This window comes from Microcoleus sp. LAD1_D5 (genome assembly GCF_036702115.1).
GTDB lineage: Bacteria > Cyanobacteriota > Cyanobacteriia > Cyanobacteriales > Microcoleaceae > Microcoleus.
In genome coordinates this window covers 23,885-45,647 of sequence record NZ_JAUBSA010000052.1, presented here as the reverse complement: position 1 = coordinate 45,647, position 21,763 = coordinate 23,885, and the positions used below count along the sequence as shown (strand labels likewise).

Annotated in this window: 14 protein-coding genes and 3 pseudogenes; 7 read left to right on the top strand and 10 right to left on the bottom strand. The window is 44.5% G+C overall.

Features of this window, described 5'->3' with window-relative positions; all coding sequences use genetic code 11:
- Nucleotides 1–82 precede the first annotated feature (82 nt).
- From QUA70_RS20025 to QUA70_RS20015, 3 genes and pseudogenes are all read left to right on the top strand, one after another.
- A complete protein-coding gene (locus tag QUA70_RS20025) occupies nucleotides 83–919 on the top strand; it encodes a reverse transcriptase domain-containing protein (RefSeq protein WP_333349409.1) in 837 nt (278 codons plus the stop codon).
- Nucleotides 920–994: 75 nt separating this feature from the next.
- A pseudogene (locus QUA70_RS20020) lies at nucleotides 995–2,096 on the top strand (IS4 family transposase); the annotation flags it as partial.
- 167 nt (nucleotides 2,097–2,263) lie between these two features.
- Nucleotides 2,264–3,453 (top strand): annotated as a pseudogene (locus QUA70_RS20015) (ISAs1 family transposase).
- 179 nt (nucleotides 3,454–3,632) lie between these two features.
- Here QUA70_RS20015 and QUA70_RS20010 read toward each other — a convergent pair.
- The 4 genes and pseudogenes from QUA70_RS20010 to QUA70_RS19995 form a co-directional block, all read right to left on the bottom strand.
- Nucleotides 3,633–5,127, bottom strand: a pseudogene (locus QUA70_RS20010) (IS5 family transposase).
- 30 nt (nucleotides 5,128–5,157) lie between these two features.
- Nucleotides 5,158–5,367, bottom strand: coding sequence for a hypothetical protein (locus QUA70_RS20005; protein ID WP_333349407.1), 210 nt, complete (start codon nucleotides 5,365–5,367; stop codon nucleotides 5,158–5,160).
- Entirely contained in the window at nucleotides 5,360–5,734 is a 375-nt protein-coding gene (locus QUA70_RS20000; RefSeq protein WP_333329810.1) for a hypothetical protein, read from the bottom strand. Before QUA70_RS20000 ends, QUA70_RS20005 begins: the two co-directional genes overlap by 8 nt.
- A 269-nt stretch (nucleotides 5,735–6,003) precedes the next feature.
- Complete coding sequence (locus QUA70_RS19995) at nucleotides 6,004–7,137, bottom strand: tyrosine-type recombinase/integrase (protein WP_333329813.1); 1,134 nt, start codon at nucleotides 7,135–7,137, stop codon at nucleotides 6,004–6,006.
- Nucleotides 7,138–7,684: 547 nt separating this feature from the next.
- Here QUA70_RS19995 and QUA70_RS19990 point away from each other — a divergent pair.
- From QUA70_RS19990 to QUA70_RS19980, 3 genes are all read left to right on the top strand, one after another.
- The gene (locus QUA70_RS19990; protein WP_333329819.1) at nucleotides 7,685–9,313 is read left to right on the top strand and encodes a site-2 protease family protein; all 1,629 of its coding nucleotides are present in this window, start codon (nucleotides 7,685–7,687) and stop codon (nucleotides 9,311–9,313) included.
- Nucleotides 9,314–9,554: 241 nt separating this feature from the next.
- A complete protein-coding gene (locus QUA70_RS19985; RefSeq protein WP_333329822.1) occupies nucleotides 9,555–10,505 on the top strand; it encodes a hypothetical protein in 951 nt (316 codons plus the stop codon).
- A gap of 228 nt (nucleotides 10,506–10,733) precedes the next feature.
- Nucleotides 10,734–11,402: a hypothetical protein gene (locus tag QUA70_RS19980; RefSeq protein ID WP_333329825.1), complete on the top strand. Its 669-nt coding sequence runs from the start codon at nucleotides 10,734–10,736 to the stop codon at nucleotides 11,400–11,402.
- 824 nt (nucleotides 11,403–12,226) lie between these two features.
- Here the strand turns inward: QUA70_RS19980 and QUA70_RS19975 are convergent.
- The 3 genes from QUA70_RS19975 to glpX form a co-directional block, all read right to left on the bottom strand.
- Nucleotides 12,227–15,235, bottom strand: coding sequence for a UPF0182 family protein (locus tag QUA70_RS19975; RefSeq protein WP_333349405.1), 3,009 nt, complete (start codon nucleotides 15,233–15,235; stop codon nucleotides 12,227–12,229).
- Nucleotides 15,236–15,443: 208 nt separating this feature from the next.
- Entirely contained in the window at nucleotides 15,444–16,736 is a 1,293-nt protein-coding gene (locus QUA70_RS19970) for a glutamyl-tRNA reductase (RefSeq protein ID WP_333349403.1), read from the bottom strand.
- A 145-nt stretch (nucleotides 16,737–16,881) separates the two neighbouring features.
- On the bottom strand, nucleotides 16,882–17,919 hold the full coding sequence (gene glpX, locus QUA70_RS19965; RefSeq protein ID WP_333219227.1) for a class II fructose-bisphosphatase: 1,038 nt from the start codon (nucleotides 17,917–17,919) through the stop codon (nucleotides 16,882–16,884).
- 486 nt (nucleotides 17,920–18,405) lie between these two features.
- On the opposite strand from glpX, the gene QUA70_RS19960 reads away from it, so the two are divergent.
- Nucleotides 18,406–19,023: a CP12 domain-containing protein gene (locus QUA70_RS19960; RefSeq protein WP_333349402.1), complete on the top strand. Its 618-nt coding sequence runs from the start codon at nucleotides 18,406–18,408 to the stop codon at nucleotides 19,021–19,023.
- Between the two features lie 120 nt (nucleotides 19,024–19,143).
- On the opposite strand, the gene QUA70_RS19955 is transcribed toward QUA70_RS19960, so the two are convergent.
- From QUA70_RS19955 to QUA70_RS19945, 3 genes are all read right to left on the bottom strand, one after another.
- A complete protein-coding gene (locus QUA70_RS19955) occupies nucleotides 19,144–19,530 on the bottom strand; it encodes a VOC family protein (protein ID WP_333349400.1) in 387 nt (128 codons plus the stop codon).
- 478 nt (nucleotides 19,531–20,008) lie between these two features.
- Complete coding sequence (locus QUA70_RS19950; protein ID WP_333349398.1) at nucleotides 20,009–20,329, bottom strand: heavy metal-binding domain-containing protein; 321 nt, start codon at nucleotides 20,327–20,329, stop codon at nucleotides 20,009–20,011.
- Nucleotides 20,330–20,427: 98 nt separating this feature from the next.
- Entirely contained in the window at nucleotides 20,428–21,687 is a 1,260-nt protein-coding gene (locus QUA70_RS19945; protein ID WP_333349396.1) for a lipase family protein, read from the bottom strand.
- Nucleotides 21,688–21,763: the final 76 nt, after the last annotated feature.

Sequence of the window (21,763 nt, the reverse complement as noted above, 5' to 3'; positions counted from 1 at the left end):
TGTTCTGAGTGCAATTTATCTCACTTAGCCCCAGTCTCCCATAAAATAGGTACTTTATTTCCGCCATGCTGTACTAGCCAATATAGCTCTCAATGGGATTGAGGAAATACATCAATCAGTCCGCTACGCGGATGACATGGTAATAATTCTAAAGCCTAAAGATGATGCGACTGCAATACTTGATAAAGTCAGCGAATTTCTGGCAGAACGAGGCATGAAGGTTAGTGAAAAGAAAACAAAGCTAACGGCTACGACAGATGGGTTTGACTTCCTCGGTTGGCATTTCAAAGTGCAGAACAACGGGAAATTTAGATGCGTTCCATCAGCGGACAATTTTAAAGCGTTCCGTCAGAAGGTAAAACACATCGTTAACAGCTCGAATTATGGTGCTACGGTCAAAGCTAAGAAATTAGCCCCTGTAGTTAGAGGCTGGAGAAATTACCATCGCTACTGTAAATTGGAAGGGTCACGGTTATCACTGTGGTTTATCCAAAATAGAGCCTTCAAGGTATTCAATAAGGAATCAAAACAATCTAGCTACACGAGCAAGAAACTGCTTGATAAAGCATTCCCGACGGTTCCTTACTCCGAAAACAAATTTGTCAATGTCAAAGGAGAGAAATCTCCCTACGACGGAGATATAGCCTACTGGAGTGAGCGTAACAGCAAGCTCTATAACGGCGAAACCTCTAAAGCTTTAAAACGGCAAAACCATAAATGTGCGAAATGTGGTCTAAAAATGCTAAGCGATGAAAAGGTGCATCTACATCATGTAGACGGAAACCATAGTAACTCGAAAATAAACAACCTTCTAGCGGTTCACTCTCATCTGCCACGATTATCTCCACATGAGCAAAGGCGTAAGCCAAGAACATCGGGAGCCGGATGCGGGGAAACCAGCACGTCCGGATCTAACTGAGAGGTGCGAAGGATAATACCTTCCATCGACTCAACCGATATAATGTGGTTAAAATCAAGTAAAGGCAGGCGAAAAATGTTGAGCTGGTGGGAGAAAAATTTTGCAACTTGTGAATTAGGAGATGAGAGATTAAACAATAGAGCCTATTCAATTGGCCAAGCCCTAAGTCAAGGGTTCGGGAAAGCATTGTCAGAAATATTCACTCATTGGAAACGAGTTGAAAAGAGCTTATGAGTTTTTGGCAACAGCAAAATAGAATTTGACAAAGTAATCAAACCTCACTGTCAAATGACCTGTGAAGCTGTGGAAGAGCAAGAAGTCGTATTGTCCATAGGAGATACAACCTTTCTAGATTATGGTAGCATCAAAGCCAAACGGGAAGGATATGGACCCACAGGTAACGGTGGCAACGGATTAATTTTACATAGTGCCTTGGCGCTCACCCCCGAACAAGGACAAGTAATGGGACTGTTATGGCAAAAGCTATGGAATCGAGAGCACAAAGAAAAGCCACCACAGGATGAAACCGCAGCAGCCAAAAAACAACGACAGGCAATCGCGCGAAAAGCTGCTCGTCAACGCCCATTTGAAGAAAAAGAGTCTTATCGATGGGTAGAAGCGATGACCGAAGTCCAGCATGAAGTAAGTAACAGCACCCGAGTAATTCATGTTTTCGACCGAGAAGGAGATATTAGTGAAGTGTTCGACCAAGCACGTCAACTGAAACATACAGGAGTATTAGTACGTGCAGCTCATGACCGTAGCCCTTACCAGAATAGCGAACGTTTGTGGAGAAAGTTGGAATCCCAACGGATCAGATTTGAACAGGAAATCAAAGTACCAGAAACTGGTAAACGTCAGGGAAGGATAGCTTCATTGGCAGTGCGCTTCTGTCAAGTTCAACTACGAGTTCCCTATCGCGAGAGAGAATCGTGATTCATTACAAGTTTATGCTGTTTATGCAACTGAAATCGATGGCCCAGAAAGCGAAACACCTTTAGAATGGATGCTTCTGACGACTGAAGTCGTAGAAGATATAGAAACTGCGATTAAGATGCTGCGCTGGTATACTTACCGTTGGCGGGTGGAAGATTATCATAAAATCTTTAAGTCTGGCTGCAAGTGTGAGCGCTACAGACTTGCTGCTGAGGGTATGAAGCCTTTGTTAGGCTTTTTAAGTAGGGTTTGCTGAATAATCGATCGCCAACCAAGAGCAGGAGCGATCGATATATTCAAGCTTGGTTAAATATCAGGGTAAACGCATCTTAACTTCAACCCAAAATATGCTACAGTTATATCCGAGTAAATTTCAATGTAGTTTATTGTAGTTCATGAGAGTTATCAATGGCAAGAGGTTTTAGTAAAGCTGTAACTTCCCAACAAAAAAAAACAGATTTATTGCCTTCACTGAATATTTTAAATGCCAGTTTCTTAGAAGATTTTGCCAAGTTGAAAGACCCAAGAATAGAAAGAAGTAAAGAACATTTACTCAAAGATATTATAGCGATTGCGATTCTAGCTATCATCAGTGGTGCAGACGGATGGGTGGCAATAGAAGCCTATGGTAACGCCAAACATGAATGGTTGAAAAGCTTTCTAGAATTACCGAATGGTATACCATCTCATGACACATTTAGTCGGGTATTTGCTCGAATTGAACCACAACAGTTTCAAGAATGTTTTTTGAGCTGGGTAAATGCGATAGTCGGGGAATTAGAACTCAACGTGATTGCCATTGATGGCAAAACAATGAAACAATCTTATGACCGAAATGACCAGCAAAAAGCGCTACATATAGTTACTGCTTGGTCTTCATCTCATCAATTGGTTTTAGGACCAAAAAAAGTCGCTAAAAAATCTAACGAGCTGACAGCAATCCCGGAATTAATAGAAATTGCCGGAAGTGTAATAACCATAGATGCTATGGGTGTCAAAAAGACATAACATCTCTGATTTTTAAGAAAAAAGGAGATTATATTTTAGCTTTAAAAGGCAATCAAAAACTCCTGTACCAAGCCGTAAAAGAATGGTTTGAATTAGCCCAAAAGTCCGATGATTTAGGTAGAGAGTATAACTATCATGAACAAGTAGAAGCTGGACATCATCGAGTGGAAAAAAGACAAGTCTGGACTGTGGATGTATCCGAGTTACCACCTCTGCATAATCAAGCATTATGGAGTGGATTAAAAACAGTTGTCATGATAGTTAGTGAACGACGATTGTGGAATAAAACCACCACAGAAGCTCGTTTTTACTTGAGTAGTTTAAGCAGTAATGCTGAAAAAATTGCTGGAGCGATTCGCAGTCATTGGGGCATTGAAAATAGCTTACATTGGACACTTGATGTTACATTTTGTGAAGATGAAAGCCGGATTCGGAAACAGAACTCTCCCGAAAATTTTGCACTTCTACGTCGATTAGCCATAAATTTACTGAAACAAGAAAAAACTTCTAAGCAAAGTCTAAAAATGAAGCGGTATCGAGCGGCAATGGACAATAATTATTTAGTTAAAATTTTAAACTCTGCCAGTTAATGCTCGAAATCTAACACCTATCTAAGAAGCAAAATTATCCGGCTTTAAGAAGTTTAGAAATTCTTAAGGTTCTGATTTAATCTGCTTAAGTGGGGTTAAAATTAATGATTTTAAGAAGGTTTTTTTATTTATTGAGTAATGCACAAATTCATGTTTTTGTCAAATTAATTTAGATGCGTTTACCCTGGGTTAAATATAAGTTGTTTCGGCATTGATTCCACCCAGTTATAATTGTAGATTATATTCAAGCCAAAAACAGGTGTTCTTTTTCCAAATAGACATAAAAACACACAAAAAACCCGGCGCCACCAGGAAGCATCGGTTCATTACCAAAAAAGTAATTGCAATAACTGTACCAGATGTATTATCAAGTTTTGCCATCACTCGATTGAGACCGAATCTTCGTTTTCCTTGCCCAAACTTGCCCTCAATGGCATTTCTAATCCTCTCATCTTCCAACGCTTGCCTCTTTTTTGATTTACTCACATTTGCTGGCGGTCTTCCTAATGGCGGCCCACTCAGCCTAATGCCTTTTTCTTTACACCATGCTCGGTTTTCCCGATTTCGGTAAATGCGATCTGCATGAACTGACTCTGGATAATACCCTGTGAATTTATGATATGCTTCTACTTGTGTTTTTAAGTCCCCTGATTCCTTAAAGTTATCCCAGCTCATCCGGTCTAAAATACATATCCCTCAAAACAACTGGCTGATATTTTGGCTCCAAATTCTACGCTTTTTCCTGCTTTTCCTCTGACTATGGGACGGATATGGGGTTGGCTTAAACTTACTATTCTATCCTCAATACTCTGTTTATTATTGTCAAATAACCATTGCTGTTGGCGATAGACCTTTGTGAGGACTAACAAGGTTTTATATTGCTTTTTATTCAGAGCTTCTAGGCTCGCACCTGAATCGATTAGCTGTTCAATATGAGCTAGGTTTCTTTTTATGTATTGAAGTTGTTTTTTAATTGCTTGTCTTTTTTTGTTTTTGGTCGGTCGTCGTTGTTTGGCTACTGCTAAGTAGTCTTTCCTCGCTAGATTACGGTATGTTATTGGTTTTTTAGTGGTGTTTTCTTTAATTTGTTTATACAGAATGTCTATAATTTTTTCTGTATGAACTCTGGCTCTGTTTAATAGTCCTAAGTCGGTCGGATAACTAATGTCGGCTGGGGCGCAGGTTGCATCTACGATCAATTGGCCGCGATTGGATAACTCATTTTTGGCGTCCGAATCCTTTTTTTTTTCGGGTTTGACTGGCGTGAGTTCTCGCATTTTTTTGACCATGCGTTCGTTCACTTGATTAATTAGATTGGGACTAATACGCCCGTCGAAAGTGTACTAAGAGTGATGGGTCAAATGCGAGTTCGTTGCTGTAGCTTGATTGACCGATGAAGTATTGCAGATAGGGGTTTTCACGGATCTGTTCTACTGTTTCACGATCGCTAATTCCTAATTTTTCTTTAATAATTAATGCCCCCAATGCCATCCTAAAGCATTTAGCAGGGGCCCCCTTTTCTGTGGGGAAGTTGGCCGCATATTCTGATTCAAATTCTGACCACGGGATTATTTGGGCCATTTTTACCCAACGGTTATCTGCTGACAACTTTCCACATGAGGGGAGTTCAAAGTCGGAGGGTGAGGGGTGAGCAAGCTCAGCTTTTCGGTACACGATCGCAGATGGTGATGCACGAGTTTTGATCTATTTTACCTGTTTTTTTGCACCTGACTTTTGATCGCACCAGTTCTTAACCCATGCCACGTCAAGTGCGATCGATATATTCAGGAAGCCCCATGTAGCAGTTTTGCTGAGTTTTCCGAATTGTCTAGCGTCTTCATTGGTGAAGCCACGGTCAAAGGCGATCGCTTTTAATTGGTCAATGCGACGGTAACTAACAGTTGGTTTAGCCATGACTGACAAGCCTCAACCTGTCGGCCGTAGTCGGCTCTCCCTCAAAACAGGGATAGTGGAAATCATCTGAGCTGGTGCTATGTGTCCAGTTGATGTAATAGACCCAACCATCTTCCGGGCGATGACAGATACCCACAACCTCGCCAAATTCGATAAAGTCCTCGCCAAATTCACCAGTCCAATCAACGGCTATTGAGTCGCCAATATTAAACTCTGGCAAAGTTTGCCCATTAAGAGTTAAAGCAACCGACTGAGAAGGCGGCACAAAAAACAGCAAAGCGGCCGATGCGATTTTCTGCAATAACTCGCGACGGCCAAATGTAAAGTGTTGCGATCGTCCGTTAGGACAATCGGCTGAAAGTGGCATAATTTATAGGCTCCCAACGTTGTGATGTAACGGTTTGGGGAAGTCGTGGTTTGGCTAGCATTGCAAGTGCTCGTCAACCGCGCATCAATCTTCCTTAGTTACTCACGATTGCAGACTTACAGTTCCTTCTCAACACAGGGACTGTAAAGTTTTGTTTCGCAAAAGTTGCCCGTAGAATCAACATACTAATAGTATCAAAGCGGGCGTAAATGCTCCAATATTTTGTTATCTAAATAGTGGGAATTAATAATACTTTCCGACGTATCACACTAGCGAGCAATTACCGCAGATGGGATACCTTGCGCCAATTGTTCGCTAATAAAAGTATCGCGACAAGAATACGGGGTAGTAGGCTTGTAACCAGGTTCCCGCGTCTTGTCAGTGATAGGTACAACTATCTTGTGCCAAGCTCTTTGAGAAAAATTGCTGTAGTTGATTGCCTCCCCAGTTGGAGAAGAAAAAACCAATTCTTTAGAGCCAAACTGTTTTGGTTTAATTGACACTAAAAGCTCTTTCAATTCGTTATTGCAAGGGAATTTTCGGTGTTTGTTATTTTTACTGCCCTTACTCTCAACAGCCTTGCCCTCAATGAACTGAATACTGCTGTTGAACAAAACGTAAGAACAGTCTGGCGAGACATTCCCCCAAGTCAAGCCAATAGCTTCGCTAGGACGGCAACCCGTTAAAAACCAAAATTTTAGTAATGGGTAGTATGTGTTGTAACAGTGTCCGGGCTTATTTTTGTGAGACTCAAAAGCTTGTAGCACCAGCAACTTTTCTTCAGTGACAAAAGCATTAGGGGTGGGGTCATTCTGCCAGTTGTACTTAGGTAAATCATTGGCCATATCTTTGTAGGGACTAACAGGCAAAATAATTAACCCGTGCTTGATACCCCAATTAACAGCAGCATTTAAGTGGGTGAGAATGCGCTTAGTCATGTCCCCCGTTGTTGTCCCTAAAAGGACTTCGCGAACTTCTAGCGCTTGCAGAATATCCGAAGGACACTTAGTTATGTGTCGCCCCAACGTAGTTTGCAAGTAGTGCAAAGACTTTGGCTTGAGCGTACCCTCCTTGTAGTTTAGATATTTGTCCCACAACTCTTGCAGCGTCAGACCTGTTGTCCCAAATTTAGCCTGTACCAGATTGCTGTGTTTGTGGGGTTGGACAGGCTTGTATTTGCTTAAATCATTTGGGTCAAATATCCCTGTAAGGATGTCAAGCTCAATCTGCTTAGCCTTGCATTCTGCAATCGCCCGGTTTTCCAAAGTATCCGCCAGACCTACATACAGAAACGTATTTTTACCGGAATAAAGCTCGCGGGGCAAGTGAAGACGTAGCATACCTCGGCTTGCCATCACTCCTACAGTCACCTTTCTCCGACGCTGAGATTGGTTTGTTTGCACGATTGCGCCCTCAACTCTACAGGGCTACAATATCAAATTGTTGTGCATTTGTTGTGCATTTGTTGTGCATCTTGGTTTGGTTTTGCGTGACTAAAGGTTGAAAGACTTATGCACAAAGGAATTCAAGAATTTGACGCTACTGCCTTCTAAGCAGCGAGCCGCAGGTTCAAGTCCTGCCGTACCCGTTACACGAAGCTCGTATTATCAAAGGTTTGGGCCGTTTTCTGCCGCAAAGGAGACAGTGGCCCAAACCTTATTGATTTCGGATTTGTTTCGGATTCCGATATCGGAAACATTGCTTGTCTTGAACACGCGACCTCCAGCAGCCCAATTTCCGGTTGATACGGGGCTTATCTTCCCGCTTCCCGATCGACACTGCTACCCTTCTGAGTATATGCTTGCCACAGACGATGTGTTATCATAAAAAGTCTCTTGTGTCAATAGCCTAGCTCCTGCGATGTTCAAACAGCACCAGCAGCAGGTTGTGGGCCGAGTAGCCCTCAGGGGTTATCCTTAGTAATCAGGCTAGTTTCCGATAGGTTTGGATATGTTCCCAACAACTCTATTTCATATTCCCCAAAATTTAATGCTATTACTCGACCGCAGCGCGATCGACCGATTAAAGCCCCTATTGGCGCAAGCAACCGGAATGCCTATAGTTGCATCGGAAAATACGGCAACAATTGCGCTCGTATTGGTTGCTATGGGAATTCTGGGTTGGGGATTTTATCGCGCCAGACCTTTTGGCAAACTGGGAATTTTGGCTTGGTTGCAGTCTGTTGCGCTGATGAGTCCCTGGCTGCTGTTCTTTGGTTTGTTCGCCGCCGGAATTTACCTCAATCTAGTTGCGGTATTGTTGCTGCTAGTGGCATCCACGGGATTGTACATTTATCTGGGCCGGCAATTGCGTAAGGCTGCATCCGATACAGTGCTGCCGCGGCCGGATGCTGCTGAGGTAAAGTCCCAAAGCGATGCTTTCTCGGCCCCTGAGTCGCAGCGAACACCAGGCCCAGAAACCATTAAAATCGTCACTTCGTCGCCTGCTAATAATGAATTACAAATTATTCCCGTTCCAGTTGAAGACCTCAATTCAATTAAAGGCATCTTTGGAATTGATACTTTCTTTGCCACAGAAACCATTCCTTATCAAGATGGGGTAATTCTCAAAGGCAATCTCCGGGGAGACCCAGAACAAGTACACTCACGTTTGACGGCAAGTTTGCAAGAAAGATTAAACGATCGCTACCGCCTATTTTTAGTAGAAAATCAGGACGACAAGCCAGTAGTTATTATCTTGCCCAGCACCAACGACCCGCAGCCAACTACCGTATCTCAAAAAATCCTCGCAGTCGTGCTGTTGCTGGCAACAATTGCTACCAGCTTAGAGACAGGCGGTTTGCTGCTGGGTTTCGATTTCTTTAACTCGCCGACTAGATATCTAGAAGTTCTGCCAATAGCAGCCGGAATTTGGGCGGTTTTAGGCTCTGGGGAAATTGCTCGCCGAGTGCTGGCAAATCGGTACAAGGTTGGCTTGAGTTGGCCGTTTTTTATACCAACTTTGCAGATAGGTTGTTTTGGAGCGATCGACCGTTTTGAGTCGCTACTGCCCAACCGTAAAGTTTTGTTTGACATCGCTTTTGCCGGGTCAGCGGCTGGGGGAATAGTTTCTCTGCTAATGCTGGTAACGGGTTTGCTGCTGTCTCACCCCGGCAGTTTGTTTCAAATTCCCGCAGAATTTTTCAAGGGCTCGGTTTTGGTGGGAACTTTGGCAAAAGTGGTTTTGGGTTCGGCGTTGCAGCAGCAGATTGTTGACGTTCACCCGCTGGTAGTTATCGGTTGGTTGGGCTTGGTAATAACGGCGATTAATTTGATGCCGGCGGGACAGTTGGACGGGGGTAGAATCGTGCAAGCCATCTACGGTCGGAAAATAGCCAGTCGCACTACTTTGGCGACTTTTGTTGTGCTGGCTATCGTTTCTTTAGTTAATCCTTTGGCTCTGTATTGGGCGATCGTGATTCTGATTTTACAGCGGAATCTGGAGCGGCCGAGCCTCAACGAGTTGACTGAGCCTGACGACGCTCGCGCGGCTTTGGGTTTGCTAGCTTTGTTCTTGATGATTGCTGCGCTGTTGCCGTTGACTCCGGCTTTGGCTGGCCGTCTGGGCATCGGGAACTAGCAGTAGTCGGGCATCTTTGGTAATAGGCTCTTGGGTTGCGGTAAATTAGTGGAATCTAGGAATTGAGCGATCGAACTGGGGAACTGAAGGGCGATCTGGTTCCTAACTACTAATTTCCAATTAAGACCCGCGCCCAGGGCAATTTATCTACTACCAAAAGTTGATTTTTTTATATCCCAAAATTTGTTTAAACTTGATCGATTAAGTTTAAATAACTTATCTGAGCCTATAGGATAAAGTCATGGCTAATCAACTTCCTCCTGTATTGGTAACTTTTGATGCAGATGTTTTAATGGCTGGCAGAACCCAAGTGTGGCAAGAATATGCCAAGGTGGGAACTTGCTATATCCCGGAAGTAGTGTACGACGAAATAGATCGTCTGACAGGGCAAGCGGTGGAAAAAGAGCAAGAGCAAGTAGCTAGAGAGTTTATGCGATTTTTTGCCGACAGTGGCTGGATTGCAACTGACGCTCAGGAAACACACCGAGCTCTCGAACCTTCGATCAAAAATCAAAGCAAGCCAGCAATGCTGGTGGTGGCGACGGCTCAGTGCGTTTACGGTTTGGCGACCGAACACCCGGACGCATTGGTAATTTTTGTGTCCAACAGCCAGCCTCTGCTGAAGCGGCTGGCTTCTGTAGGCGCTACGAATCTCTGCGGGATTACCGGGGCGATGCTGTTAAATTGGGCGAGGAAAGGGGAACGCCCGCCGGCGGCGACTCAGCAATTGCAAAGTTTGATGCGTACCCTCGCCGAACGTAAATCGACTCAGCGCCCTAACAGCAGAATTCAGGATGCTGCTGTTGGCCCAACGGGGGCTTCTGCTAGCAAGTTAACGGGAACCCGCGGCGCTTCTGAGCTAAAATCGCCCAGCAGTTTTACTAAAACTAATAAAACGGGTTTGACTGAGAAGCGCAGTGCGAGTTCGCGCCCCAAAACGCCGCGGCGCAGTCGCGAGGAGTCGAGAGATTACGAGCCGGCTGTATATCGCATGAAACATATTACACCTCCGAAAAAAAGGAACAGCGGTTTTCTGTCTACTGTGTTCAATTTTTTGGGAGCGTTATTTTTCTTGACGGTAGCGGTAGGTATTTTGTGGCGAGTGTTCGATGTTAGGGGTTTTAGAAAGACTTTTGTGCCGGCTCTACCACAGCCTGTGCAACAATTTGTTAAGTCGATCGACCGTAAATAATCTGGTTTTCTGAAAATTTTACCTTCAGATCCGGCTGACTTGTGCGTTCGGAAACTGGGATGGCACGCTTGGTTAACAAATCGGTTCGCTCCCCTAAATATAGCGGTTAGGTGCTTGTAGCGCACCCTACGGTTAAAATTCCTGATCTTAGTCCTCTTGGAATTTTTAACCGCTAGAACCCGAACAGAATATGAACGCTTGACTTTAGCGCTCCAAAAATTCATAGCCATGCTGAACTCGAACGAAATACTTAGTGGATTAGCACTGGCTTTTGCGGGTTTTGCTTATGCTTTAGTCTTTTTTGTTCTTCTTCCCTTCAGACAGTACGATTATGCAGCACCAATTGGGGCTATAGCAATGGCGATCGCCCTTACTATAGCAATGAATTGGCTACTATCTGCATCGTTGCTAACTGGGTGGAGTTGGGTGGCTGCATTATTTGGTTTTCAGGTAGTCCTGATGTTTTTTGGTAGCGTGTTTTTGGAAGATGGGCTGTACCTGCCAAATTTGTTGTTTTTGGGAACTATGATCGTAGGATATGTGAGCGTTTATACCAGTTTTTCACAACAAAAAACACTGGTAATTGTGGGTTTATGTACAGTATTTTTTCTAGCTTTAATGTACTTATCTTTGATTGGTGGTTATGTGATCAAAGGCAAAAATCCGTTTCAGGGTTCTTCTACCCAGATGCTGCCGCTGTTGAATCAAAGGGTAGAAATTATCACCGACAATCCCAAACAATTGTATTTGAATGGTAAAACGGGCGAACTCACGCATATTTACCGTTATGAGGTGACAGTGAAACTAGATTCTGGAGGAGACAAGAGATTGATGTGGCCCTATGTCGATGTTTGGTGGCAGGATATTAAGGCTGCTAGCAAACAGAAATCGCAGTAATTTATATCGTTTCCGGTTGCACCTACGGTGCAGTTAGAGAGTCGATGGTAGGGTGTCCCCCACCATCTCTCCTACAAAACCGTGCTTGCGACTTTCACCGCACACGGCTCCTGGGTGATGTAATCCTGGTTATGGATACAGTACGATCGCATCAAGAGATGATTTCTACCGCTTGAGAGTTTTCCTTTTACCCCTACATCCCACCATCAGATTTTTCCGTGGCATTAGGCTTTTAAAGGGTTACTTAGTCTCTATCTTTTACACCACCCGGCGCTGTCAGCATATCTCTGCTATTACAGCGCCCGCATTGGCTTCTGCAACCATCCCTCACATTCACAGCTTACGGCTAGCAACCTACTTATGTTATTAAGGGCTATGAATGCTTTACTTCGTTCCGATTACACATTGGTTGAACATGACAGCGTAATGTTTTCCACCGGGTTTTTTGGGCAGTGCATATAAGTCAATCCGATAATTGCTTATGCCCTATCCTTGCCTTTTGGCTTGGTCTATCAGCCGTTTGACCATCTATCATAACGGTGGTTCAGACACATTTTTGCTTTCGCTACGCATAAGTTCTTGCTCGACAGCTACCCCTTTCGGCTAAGAGTCTTTCTGCCTTTTATCCCCGCTTTATCCTGTTGGTTGCTACCCAACAAAATAGGGGATATGCTTTTACCGCTGCACCTGCGGACTGGGACTTGACTTAATGCCTCACCCAGAAGTGTAATCAGTTATCACTAACTTCTAGGAGTTAGGCTAACCGTCCCTGGATAGGAGAACCTACCCATTTAGGTTAAACGAATCGCACACCGGAATTGATATCATTCACTATTTAAAGCTGGTGCTGTTCCCTCTACAGGTCGAATAATTGGGGGTTTATTGGTAGATGTTGCCTGAAAAAGTGCCTTGAGTGCCAAGTCTAGAGTTTCTGCCATGACTATGCGGTTTTCGTAGACCGCAATAACTCTGATTAAAGTTGGCAAACTATTGCGTTCGGCTTCTAAGTAAAGAGGTTCAACATACAGTAAAGATTGTTCAATGGGAATTACTAATAAATTTCCTTGAATGGCTTTTGAACCCTGGCGATTCCAGAGAGATATTTGTTCGGAAATAACTGGATCTTGGTTAATTAAAGCTTCTATTTGTTCCGGGCCGTAAACTAATCGCTGTTTGGGAAACAGATACAACAGCAATTTTCCGTAATTGCCACCATCCGATCGCCCTGCAATCCAAGCAATTAAATTGTTGCGACTTACTGGTGTAAATGGCAGCAGCAAAATAAATTCTTCTGCTGTTTCCGTTGGCAGTTTCGTAATCAAATAATACGGGTCTACGGGCTGCTGTTCGCTGCCATAAATTTCACGGGGAACTCGCCACAAATCCTCCCGATTGTAAAATACTTGCGGGTCTTCCATATGATAAGCTAGCAAGCGTTCGGATTGAATGCTCAACAAATCTACTGGATATCTGATATGTGTGCGGAGAGCCGGAGGCATTTTGTCAAGGGGTTTGAAGAGTCCGGGAAAGATAGCAATCCAACTATTAATAATCGGATCGGAGGGATTGGCAACGTAGAAGTCAACAGACCCGTTGTAGGCATCAATCACTACTTTAACCGAGTTGCGGATGTAGTTAAAGTCATGATTTCCAGGGTCAGAATACGGATAGCGAGGACTTGCTGTATAGGCATCAATAATCCAGTAAAGATAGTTGGGAGATTTATCAGTTGCTGAGGGTGAAGGTTGAATCTCGTTGCCAGTTTCATCTTTTTCTTTTTCTATATCATCTTTGCTAAGATTGGCGTTTGCTACTACTAAATATGGGTCAGAATCGTAGCGCAAAAAAGGAGCGATCGCCCGGACTCTTTTATTAATATTTCGGCGGTACAGCAATTTAGTTTCTGGCGTGAAATTGCGCGTCAACGCCATTTGCCAATTTTTGAGATAATTAGCAAACAGCCAGCGCCGCCACATAGAACCGATCGCAATTCCGCCCCTACCGCTGTAAGTATTGTAAACATTTTCTTCGCCGCTGGGATAATCGAATTCTTTGACTTTTGTGGGTGTCATGGCGTCGGTATCGGTGATTTCGCCGTAGTAAATTCGCGGGTAGCCGATCGGAATACTAGCCCGAATTTGATCGCTAGTGACTTCCAAAGCAGTCTCTCCTTTCTGGGCTGCAACTCCAATATCTTTGACAAAATAATCGGGTAAACCGCCGACACCCACTGTGTTTACGGGAGAAATAGTAAAGCCGTAACCGTGAGTGTAAACTAGGTGTTCGTTCACCCAAGTTTGAGCATCGGGGGCAACTGCTGTGTAATCTAATTCCCGCGCTGCCAGAAACACTTGTTGGCTGTCCGAATCTCCCTTTTGCGCTTTTTCATTTTTGATTGTGTAGCGATCGATATCGGCATCAGGAAATGTATAATAGGGTCTGATTTGCTGTAACTGTCGGTTTGTTTGCAGCAGCGGTCGCTTGTCCCACAGGCGGATGTTGCTAATAGTAAGTTGATTTTTTTCTAAGTCTGCATAAGTAAGTTTTCCGGCGGGATCGAAGGTTTTTATTTCGATTTGGTTGAGGTCAAAGGCTTCTTTAGTAAAGGCAATACTGCGCTGAATGTACGGCTGTTCTCGTGCTAGTTCGTTGGGTTGAACTATGAGTTGCTGCACAATTTGTGGCAGCAGCCAACCTCCCACCAAAGTTAAAGTTACCCATGCTAAAAGAATTTTTTTTATGAGTTCATTCTTAATTTTGAATTGGTAAACCTGGCACAGCATCAAAAGTGCGATCGCCCCCGCCAAAATACTCAAAAATCCATAGCAGGGCAACCGCACCGTCACGTCAGCATAATTTGCCCCGTAAGTAACGTCTCCCCGCGAATACAGCAATTCGTAGCGCCCTAGCCAGTAGCTGAATGCGGTGGCTAGCATTAAAGCTGCACCCAACCCGTACAAGTGCCGCTGCTGCGATCGAGAAAACCCCAAAAACCTCCCTTGACTCAGGCTATTTCCTGACAGCAAATATGTTAAAGCACAAGATACTAAACCGTACAAAAATACAACTGTCAGCCCGAATCCTAGCAAATCTAAGATTGGCAAAATAAAGACATAAAAGCTAATATTTTGATTAAAAAGAGGCTCAGTTGTGTTAAAATTAGTAGGGTGGAAATATTGCAAAACTTTTGTCCAGCGACTGGCGGCAATCAGCCCGATCGCCAAACTGAGAAAAAGGGCGATCGCCCGCAGCCAAAAATCAGGCTTAATTACCACAGCTAAGATTGCGCCCAGCAGCAAGCCCAACTGCCACCAGTGAGAAAATAGCTGCACTGCTATTTGCTGGATTGACTCAATTCCCAACTGCACGGGCGGTGCAGGCAAATTGCCAGCTATACCGAAATAGGTGAGGCTGTTTGCAGCTAACAGCCCGCAGTGAATTACTGTCAAAGTTGCGATCGAACTCAATCCGAATACCGCCAACAGCAGCCAGGAAAAGGTAATTTGGGATTTAGCAACAGGTAATTCGTAATTCTTCCCGGTTTTGTTCGCCCTCAGTGAAGCGAATAGCGCCCCCGCAACCGGCGATTTCATTTCCTCTGCGGGATGTTGCAGGCGGCGGGCTAAAGCCAAATTTCCGAGCAAAAAGACAGAAGAAACAGCAATTGCGATCGCCCCCAGCAACCCTTGAGTTTTCAGCTTTAACAGAAAAACCTGAAGATATCCAACTTCCTGAAACCACAGAATTTCTGCCGCAATGCGGGAGGCCAACTCCAAAACCAGCCATAGCACCGCAATCAGTAGGATTATTTGATAAATTCGCCTATTAGTCATTAGTTATTAGTCATTAGTTATTAGTCAGTAGTTATTGGTTGAATGATAACTGATATCAAGTCCGAGCAATTGCCCATCCCGAACGATGCTTTTGCCGCAAGGGTTGGAGGCCTTTTTATTAAGGGTAATTGACCGGACATAATATGACTCCTGCTTTCCTGTCAACTGGCAACTGACTAATGACTAATGACCAATGACTAATAACCAACTAGCTGTACTGCTGATTGACATCCACATCCAAATTAAACAGTGTTTGCAAAGTTTGCATCGCTTGTCGCCGCGCCTCAATATCCTGCTGAGCGCGCAACTGTACCATCGGATCGTGCAAAATCTTATTCACAATCCCCCTTGTTAAAGATTCAATCACATCTTGATGTTTCTCCGAAAATTCCGAACCAAGACGCGATAAAGCTTTTTCTAATTCTTGTTCCCGAATCAATTCTATCTTATCCCGCAAACAGCTAATAGTAGGAACAGTTTCCAGACTGCGCCACCAGAGATCAAAAGCCTCTACTTCCTGTTCCAGCAAGCCTTGAGCTTCCATTGCCATTTTGCGGCGGCTTTCGTGATTTTGAGCTACTACTGCTTTCAAGTCGTCCACATTAAACGATCGCACATTAGCGAGTTCGTTCGCATCTGAGTCAATGTTGCGTGGCACAGAAATATCCACCAACATTAAAGGGCGATTCGGGTCTAAAACCGCTTCCAATTTAGCTTTATTTAACAGCGGATCGGTAGCTGCGGTACTGGTAAAAACCAAGTCAGAACTGGCAATTACCTGCATCATTTCCGAGAGCTGATACAGATGCAATTCAGCATCTTTAAACTGACCGGCCAACTCCAGGGCGCCCCGCACAGAGCGGTTGACTATGGAAATATGGCTAGCTCCTTTTGAGAGCAAATGCTGCACCAAAAGCCGCGACATTTTGCCAGCACCGATAATCGCAATCTTGCTGCTTGCTAAATGCTGACCCTTCATTTGAGCCAATTCTGCCGCCGCCGAACTGATAGAAACCGCGCCGGTACCGATGCTAGTTTCTGTGCGAACTCGCTTCCCTGCTGTGAGAGCTTGCTTGAATAAGCGCTCTAAAATTCTGCCGACACCTTTGTACTGCTGGGCGAGTTTGTGAGTTTGTTTCACCTGAGCCAAAATTTGTCCTTCTCCGAGCACCAAACTGTCGAGGCCAGAAGCCACTCGCATCAAGTGCATCACCGCATCTTCGTGCAGCAAAATAAACAGGTGAGGGCGCAAAGACTGCAAAGGAACTTTACTGCATTCCGAAAGGAACTGGATAACCTCTCGCACACCAGGCTCCGACTCGCTGGTAACAATATAAATCTCTAAGCGGTTGCATGTGCTGAGGATGGCAACTTCTTGAATGTGGGGGTAGCCTCGCAATTGGGCGATCGCCGCTTCAACTTTTTGTTCTGGAATGCTCAGTTTTTCGCGAACTTCAACCGGCGCTGTTTTGTGGCTGAGACCTACGACTGCAATATTCATATCTGTGATTTGTCACTATTTCTTTCTTAGTTGTTAACAGTCACCTGTTATTAGTTATTAGTTTATCGCTAATTGCTAATCACCGGTGACTGTTAACCGTTAACTGTTAATTGTTAACATTTAACTGTTAACCCCTAACTAATCACTAATTCAATTGCAAAGATTTCGGCTGGTCAAACATATGGATTGTATCCACAAACCGAGCAGTTTTCGACTGAGAAGAAATTACCAAGCTTTCAGTGCGAGCGCCGCCGCCAAAGAAGCGAACTCCATCCATCAGCGTTCCGGGAGTAATCCCGCAAGCTGCAAACAGAACTGTTTCTCCAGATGCCAACTCTTCAGCATTGTAAATCTTGTCTGGGTCTGTGATGCCCATCTCGTTCAGGCGGGCGATATTGCTCTCTTTGCTTTCACCGATCAAACCAGTTTTGACAACAGCCGGATCGTAAATTAACTGCCCTTGGAAGTGACCGCCTAAGCAGCGCATTGCTGCTGCGGAAATCACGCCTTCGGGTGCAGCGCCAATACCCATAAGTGCGTGGATGTTGGAACCAGAAAACGCGCAAGAAATCGCTGCCGAAACGTCGCCGTCGCTGATCAGCCGAACTCTTGCACCCGCTTGCCGAATTTCATTTATTAAATCTTTGTGCCGGGGGCGATCCATGACCACCACCACCAAATCTTCAATACTGCGGCCGAGACAATCAGAGATAATTTTGAGATTTTGAGTGGGCGTTTTGCGAATATCTACATGATTCTTAGCAGCCGCAGGAGCAGCCAATTTGTTCATGTAGAAATCCGGTGCAGCAAACAAACCACCTTTTTCAGAGATTGCCAAAACTGCCATCGAACCGTTTTGACCGTAAGCTACCAGGTTAGTACCTTCGCAGGGGTCAACAGCGATGTCAATTTCGATCAATTCATCTAGGTTGCAGAAATCTTTGGCATCTTCGCGGGTACAAATACCTACTTGTTCCCCGATGTAAAGCATGGGTGCGTCATCGCGTTCGCCTTCGCCGATCACGATGCGGCCGCGCATATGAATTTTGTTCATCCGCTCCCGCATGGCTTCTACAGCCACTCTGTCGGCTTCATCTTTCTCGCCTTTGCCCATCAAGCGAGCGGAGGCGATGGCTGCCTGCTCAACTACTTCGATAATCTCTAAACCGATTACATTGTCCACGAACTAGATCCTCCCAACTGCTGATGCGTGCCTTGTGCTCTTTTGCACTCCCAGCCATCAAGTTTATCAGAGGCGGGGATCTGTGCGAGCGCAAGCAGTTGCTTAGTTTGTGTTAACTTTTGCTTCTTTGAGACTGGGGCTGGAAAATCTGAGTCCAACAAGCTCAAAGATCGATCGCCCGAATACTTCACTCTTGCTTGGGCGATCACACACTGGCCCCGTCTAAGCCGGAACTGGCGGACTCCAGAGGTTCCGGGGAATCGGCTATTTCAGGCAACTTGTCATCCCGAGTGGCGTTAAAGGTTTTATGATTAGTTTGCGATCGCACGATTTCTCCGAAACCCGGTTGCTGACCGGATTTATCGTTACTAAACCCAATATTTTGGTATAAACCAGGTTTCTGAGGGTAAGTCCTAAGGATGACGAATCAAATGGACAGCCGCCAATCGGGACGCACTAGACTTTATAAGCAGGAAGCAATAAAAAATGATGATGAAAGCCCAAGATATTATGACCACAGAAGTTGTTACCATTCGCGGTTCAGCAACTGTAGCTGAAGCGGTGGCGATGATGAACGATTTGTGTTTGCGTGCGTTAATTGTGGAACGCCGCCACGAACAAGATGCCTACGGCATTGTCACGGAAACGGATATTGTTTACAAAGTAACAGCCTACGGAGTAGACCCGCAGAAAGTCCGCGTCTTCGAGATTATGACCAAACCGTGCATCACGGTGAATCCAGACTTGGGCGTGGAATACGTGGCGAGGTTGTTCGCAAATACCCGAATCCGCCGAGCTCCGGTGATTAAAGACAAACTGCTGGGCATTATTTCGGTAACGGATATCTTGACAAAAAGCGATTTTGTCGAGAAGCCCAAAAGTGTTTTATTTGAGGAAGAAATCGAACAGGCGATCACGGATGCCAGAACTATCTGTGCCGAGAAAGGCGCTACTTCTAGAGAGTGCGCGGTAGCGTGGGATATTGTAGAGGAAATGCAGGCTGAGGCTTCTCACCAGCGATCGATGAAGCTTGACAAAACGGCTTTTGACGAGTATTGCGAGGAAAATCCCGAAGCTGCTGAAGCGCGGATGTACGAGAGTTAATTTAGTTATTAGTTATTCGTGATTAGTTATTAGTTATCAACTCTTATTTATGGATTGATAACTAATAGCTAACGACCGGAAATAGCTTTTTTTCGGCTCGCCTCACGAAAAATAAAAATCTTAAGTGTTTGGCTCAGTCATACAAAACACGTTCAGCTTGTTCCCATCAAGATCCCGAAAATATCCCGCATAAAACCCCGGCAACACGCCTCTTGGTCCCGCAGCTCCTTCATCCTTAGCCCCAAGTTCGATCGCTTTGTTATAAACTAAGTTGACTTTTTCTGGACTGTCAACTCGAAGAGCTATCATTACTCCATTGCCAACAGTTGCTCTGTTACCATCAAATGGTTTTGTAATAGCAAGTGCTGGTAGCTCTGGAGAAACGCTCCATGCGATAAATCCGTCGAATTCCATGAATCGTCGAGCGCCAATTTCAGCAAGCAAAGCATCATAAAACTTGGCTGCACTTTCAATATCGTTGGTACCCAGTGTAACGTATCCGATCATATTTTTTGTGTTCTAACTGATGTTAAGATGAAAAAAAATGTTTGAGCAAATAACAACTGAGTTAAACTGCGATTGAGAAAACCCAAGCTACAACTCAAACATTATTTTACATCATAACTCAAACGTATCCGCTCAATAATCCGGGGTAAAGCGCTCAACGATGCACCTCAAATGACGCAAAATCGTTCCTAAGTGGGTAGTCCGCCCCGAATTATTGAGCGGATACCCAGCACTCACTATCGGGATAGCAGTCGCCAAATCTGTTAGGACAAGTCAGCATTAGACGCAGCGTACTTTGTGAATTGCTCGTTGTCCTAAGCCTCTTGTTCGATGCTATAACTGGCTTTGGCAGAACAGCCGATTAGGAATTACAGCAGCACAAGGGGCCGGCTTAACGCCTTGGGGATGGGCTTGGAATGAGCTAGCTACCTACCCCACACTCTTTTGACGCACGACCCATGATGGCTACTGGAGCCGATCACAGTGGTTGAACCAACACCGCGGTGCCATAGCAGAGGACTTCGAGAACCCCCTGGACGTAACCTTGTGTTTGGATGCGGACGCCAACGACCCCATTGGCACCCATTTTGCCAGCCTGATCGCACATTTTATCAAAGGCTTCCTTGCGCGTGCTATCGTTAAGCTCGTGGTAGGCGCTGAGCTTGCCCCCCGCCAGAGCTTGGAGACCGCCCAAGACATTGCCGGCGGCTCCGACAGCGTTTATTGTTAGGACGTCCACGACGCCGAAATTCCGCACAATCACGAAGCCCGCAATGTCACTGGTCGTTGATGTCATCATAGTGTCACTTCTCCTTGTATATGTTGCGCCCGAGAACGCTTACGCCCTAGTATACATCTCGGCGGAGGTGATGTTAACATCACCAAGACTTCGTTAGTTTAACCCCCTTTTGGTGAACTAAGAGCGGCTGATGGATTTTCTTTTTCCCACTTGTCGAGATGTTTTTTCAAATTGACGACATATTGAGCTATAAAATGATCGTATATGCCATCATGACGTTCTATTGCACGCCACATTAAACTCTTCATAATCTCAAGAGGATTTAATGAAAGCACGATCTTCAGAGAAGCTGGATCGAGTTTAAATGAATTCTTGAGGTGTCCAGTCACCCTGTCTAACCACTTATCAACAATCCCAAAGCTCTCATCTTGAAGAACGCCATTACCATCAAATAATTTGAAATGTCCAGAGTGGTGGTAGTCAATCATGAAAAGAGTATTGAGTAGTGTATAGTCGAACTTGGGGATAGAATGGAAGACATTGGGCAGCTTAAGCTCAAAATCTGAAGGACCAAGGGGAAGAAAAGGCACTATATCGTTGTTATTAACAAAACGGAATGTTCGGTGTTTAAACTTTTCGTCAAATACTGTGGCAAATTTATGATCGCAAACTTTGGGCTGCCCGTAGGTATACAAACCATTAGGAATCTTCCCATTGTATTTTTCGTCAAAGAGGCACATAGCAGTAGCCAGTTTTGCTAGAGCTGCTCCTAAGCTATGTCCTGTAATCCAGAGTGTTCTTTCTCCCCTTGCTTCTGGTTTAATCTGTTCCCACACCTCAGGCCAAACGGACATCATAGATTCATAAAATCCGTTATGTACACCGAATCCATCAGCAAATTGCCTAGAGTGGATCAATTGAAGATCGGTGAAGCAATCAGCTACCTGGTGAGTCCCTCGAAAAGCGACAATAATTACTTCATCGTTTTTGAGGATTAGAGCTTGAGTATTTGAGCAAAGAACAGTGAGCCCCTGTTTCCCAGCTAAACCGAATTCGTTGCCCGTAATAAAGTAGCTATCTGGAAAATTTTTCAACCAATTCTCTAATTTGGTATAGATTTCTTCGGTTTGTTGTGAGTTTTGTTGGTCTATTCTTTTTATTTCTTTTTCGATAGCTTTTTTGTCTAGCTGGAGCTTTCCTGACTGCTCACTATTTAACAAATAAGCTAAAAAACTAGCTAGTGCTAATGAATAAGCATTGTAATTACTATAATTCTCTGCTTTTGCATCAAAGTAGTATTGGTCAAAGTGATTTCCGGTTAGCACCCCATGTAGCTGGACTCTAAGTAAATTGGTGAATGTCATATCGCCAAATTGTGTTCCGAGTTTGCCAAGTTTGTCTCCAAAATTACCAAGCATAATTAATTCTCCAATTTATAAGACATCGGTTAACAATTTAGCGTTCAATCACTAATTGTTCTCAACTCTGTAAGGG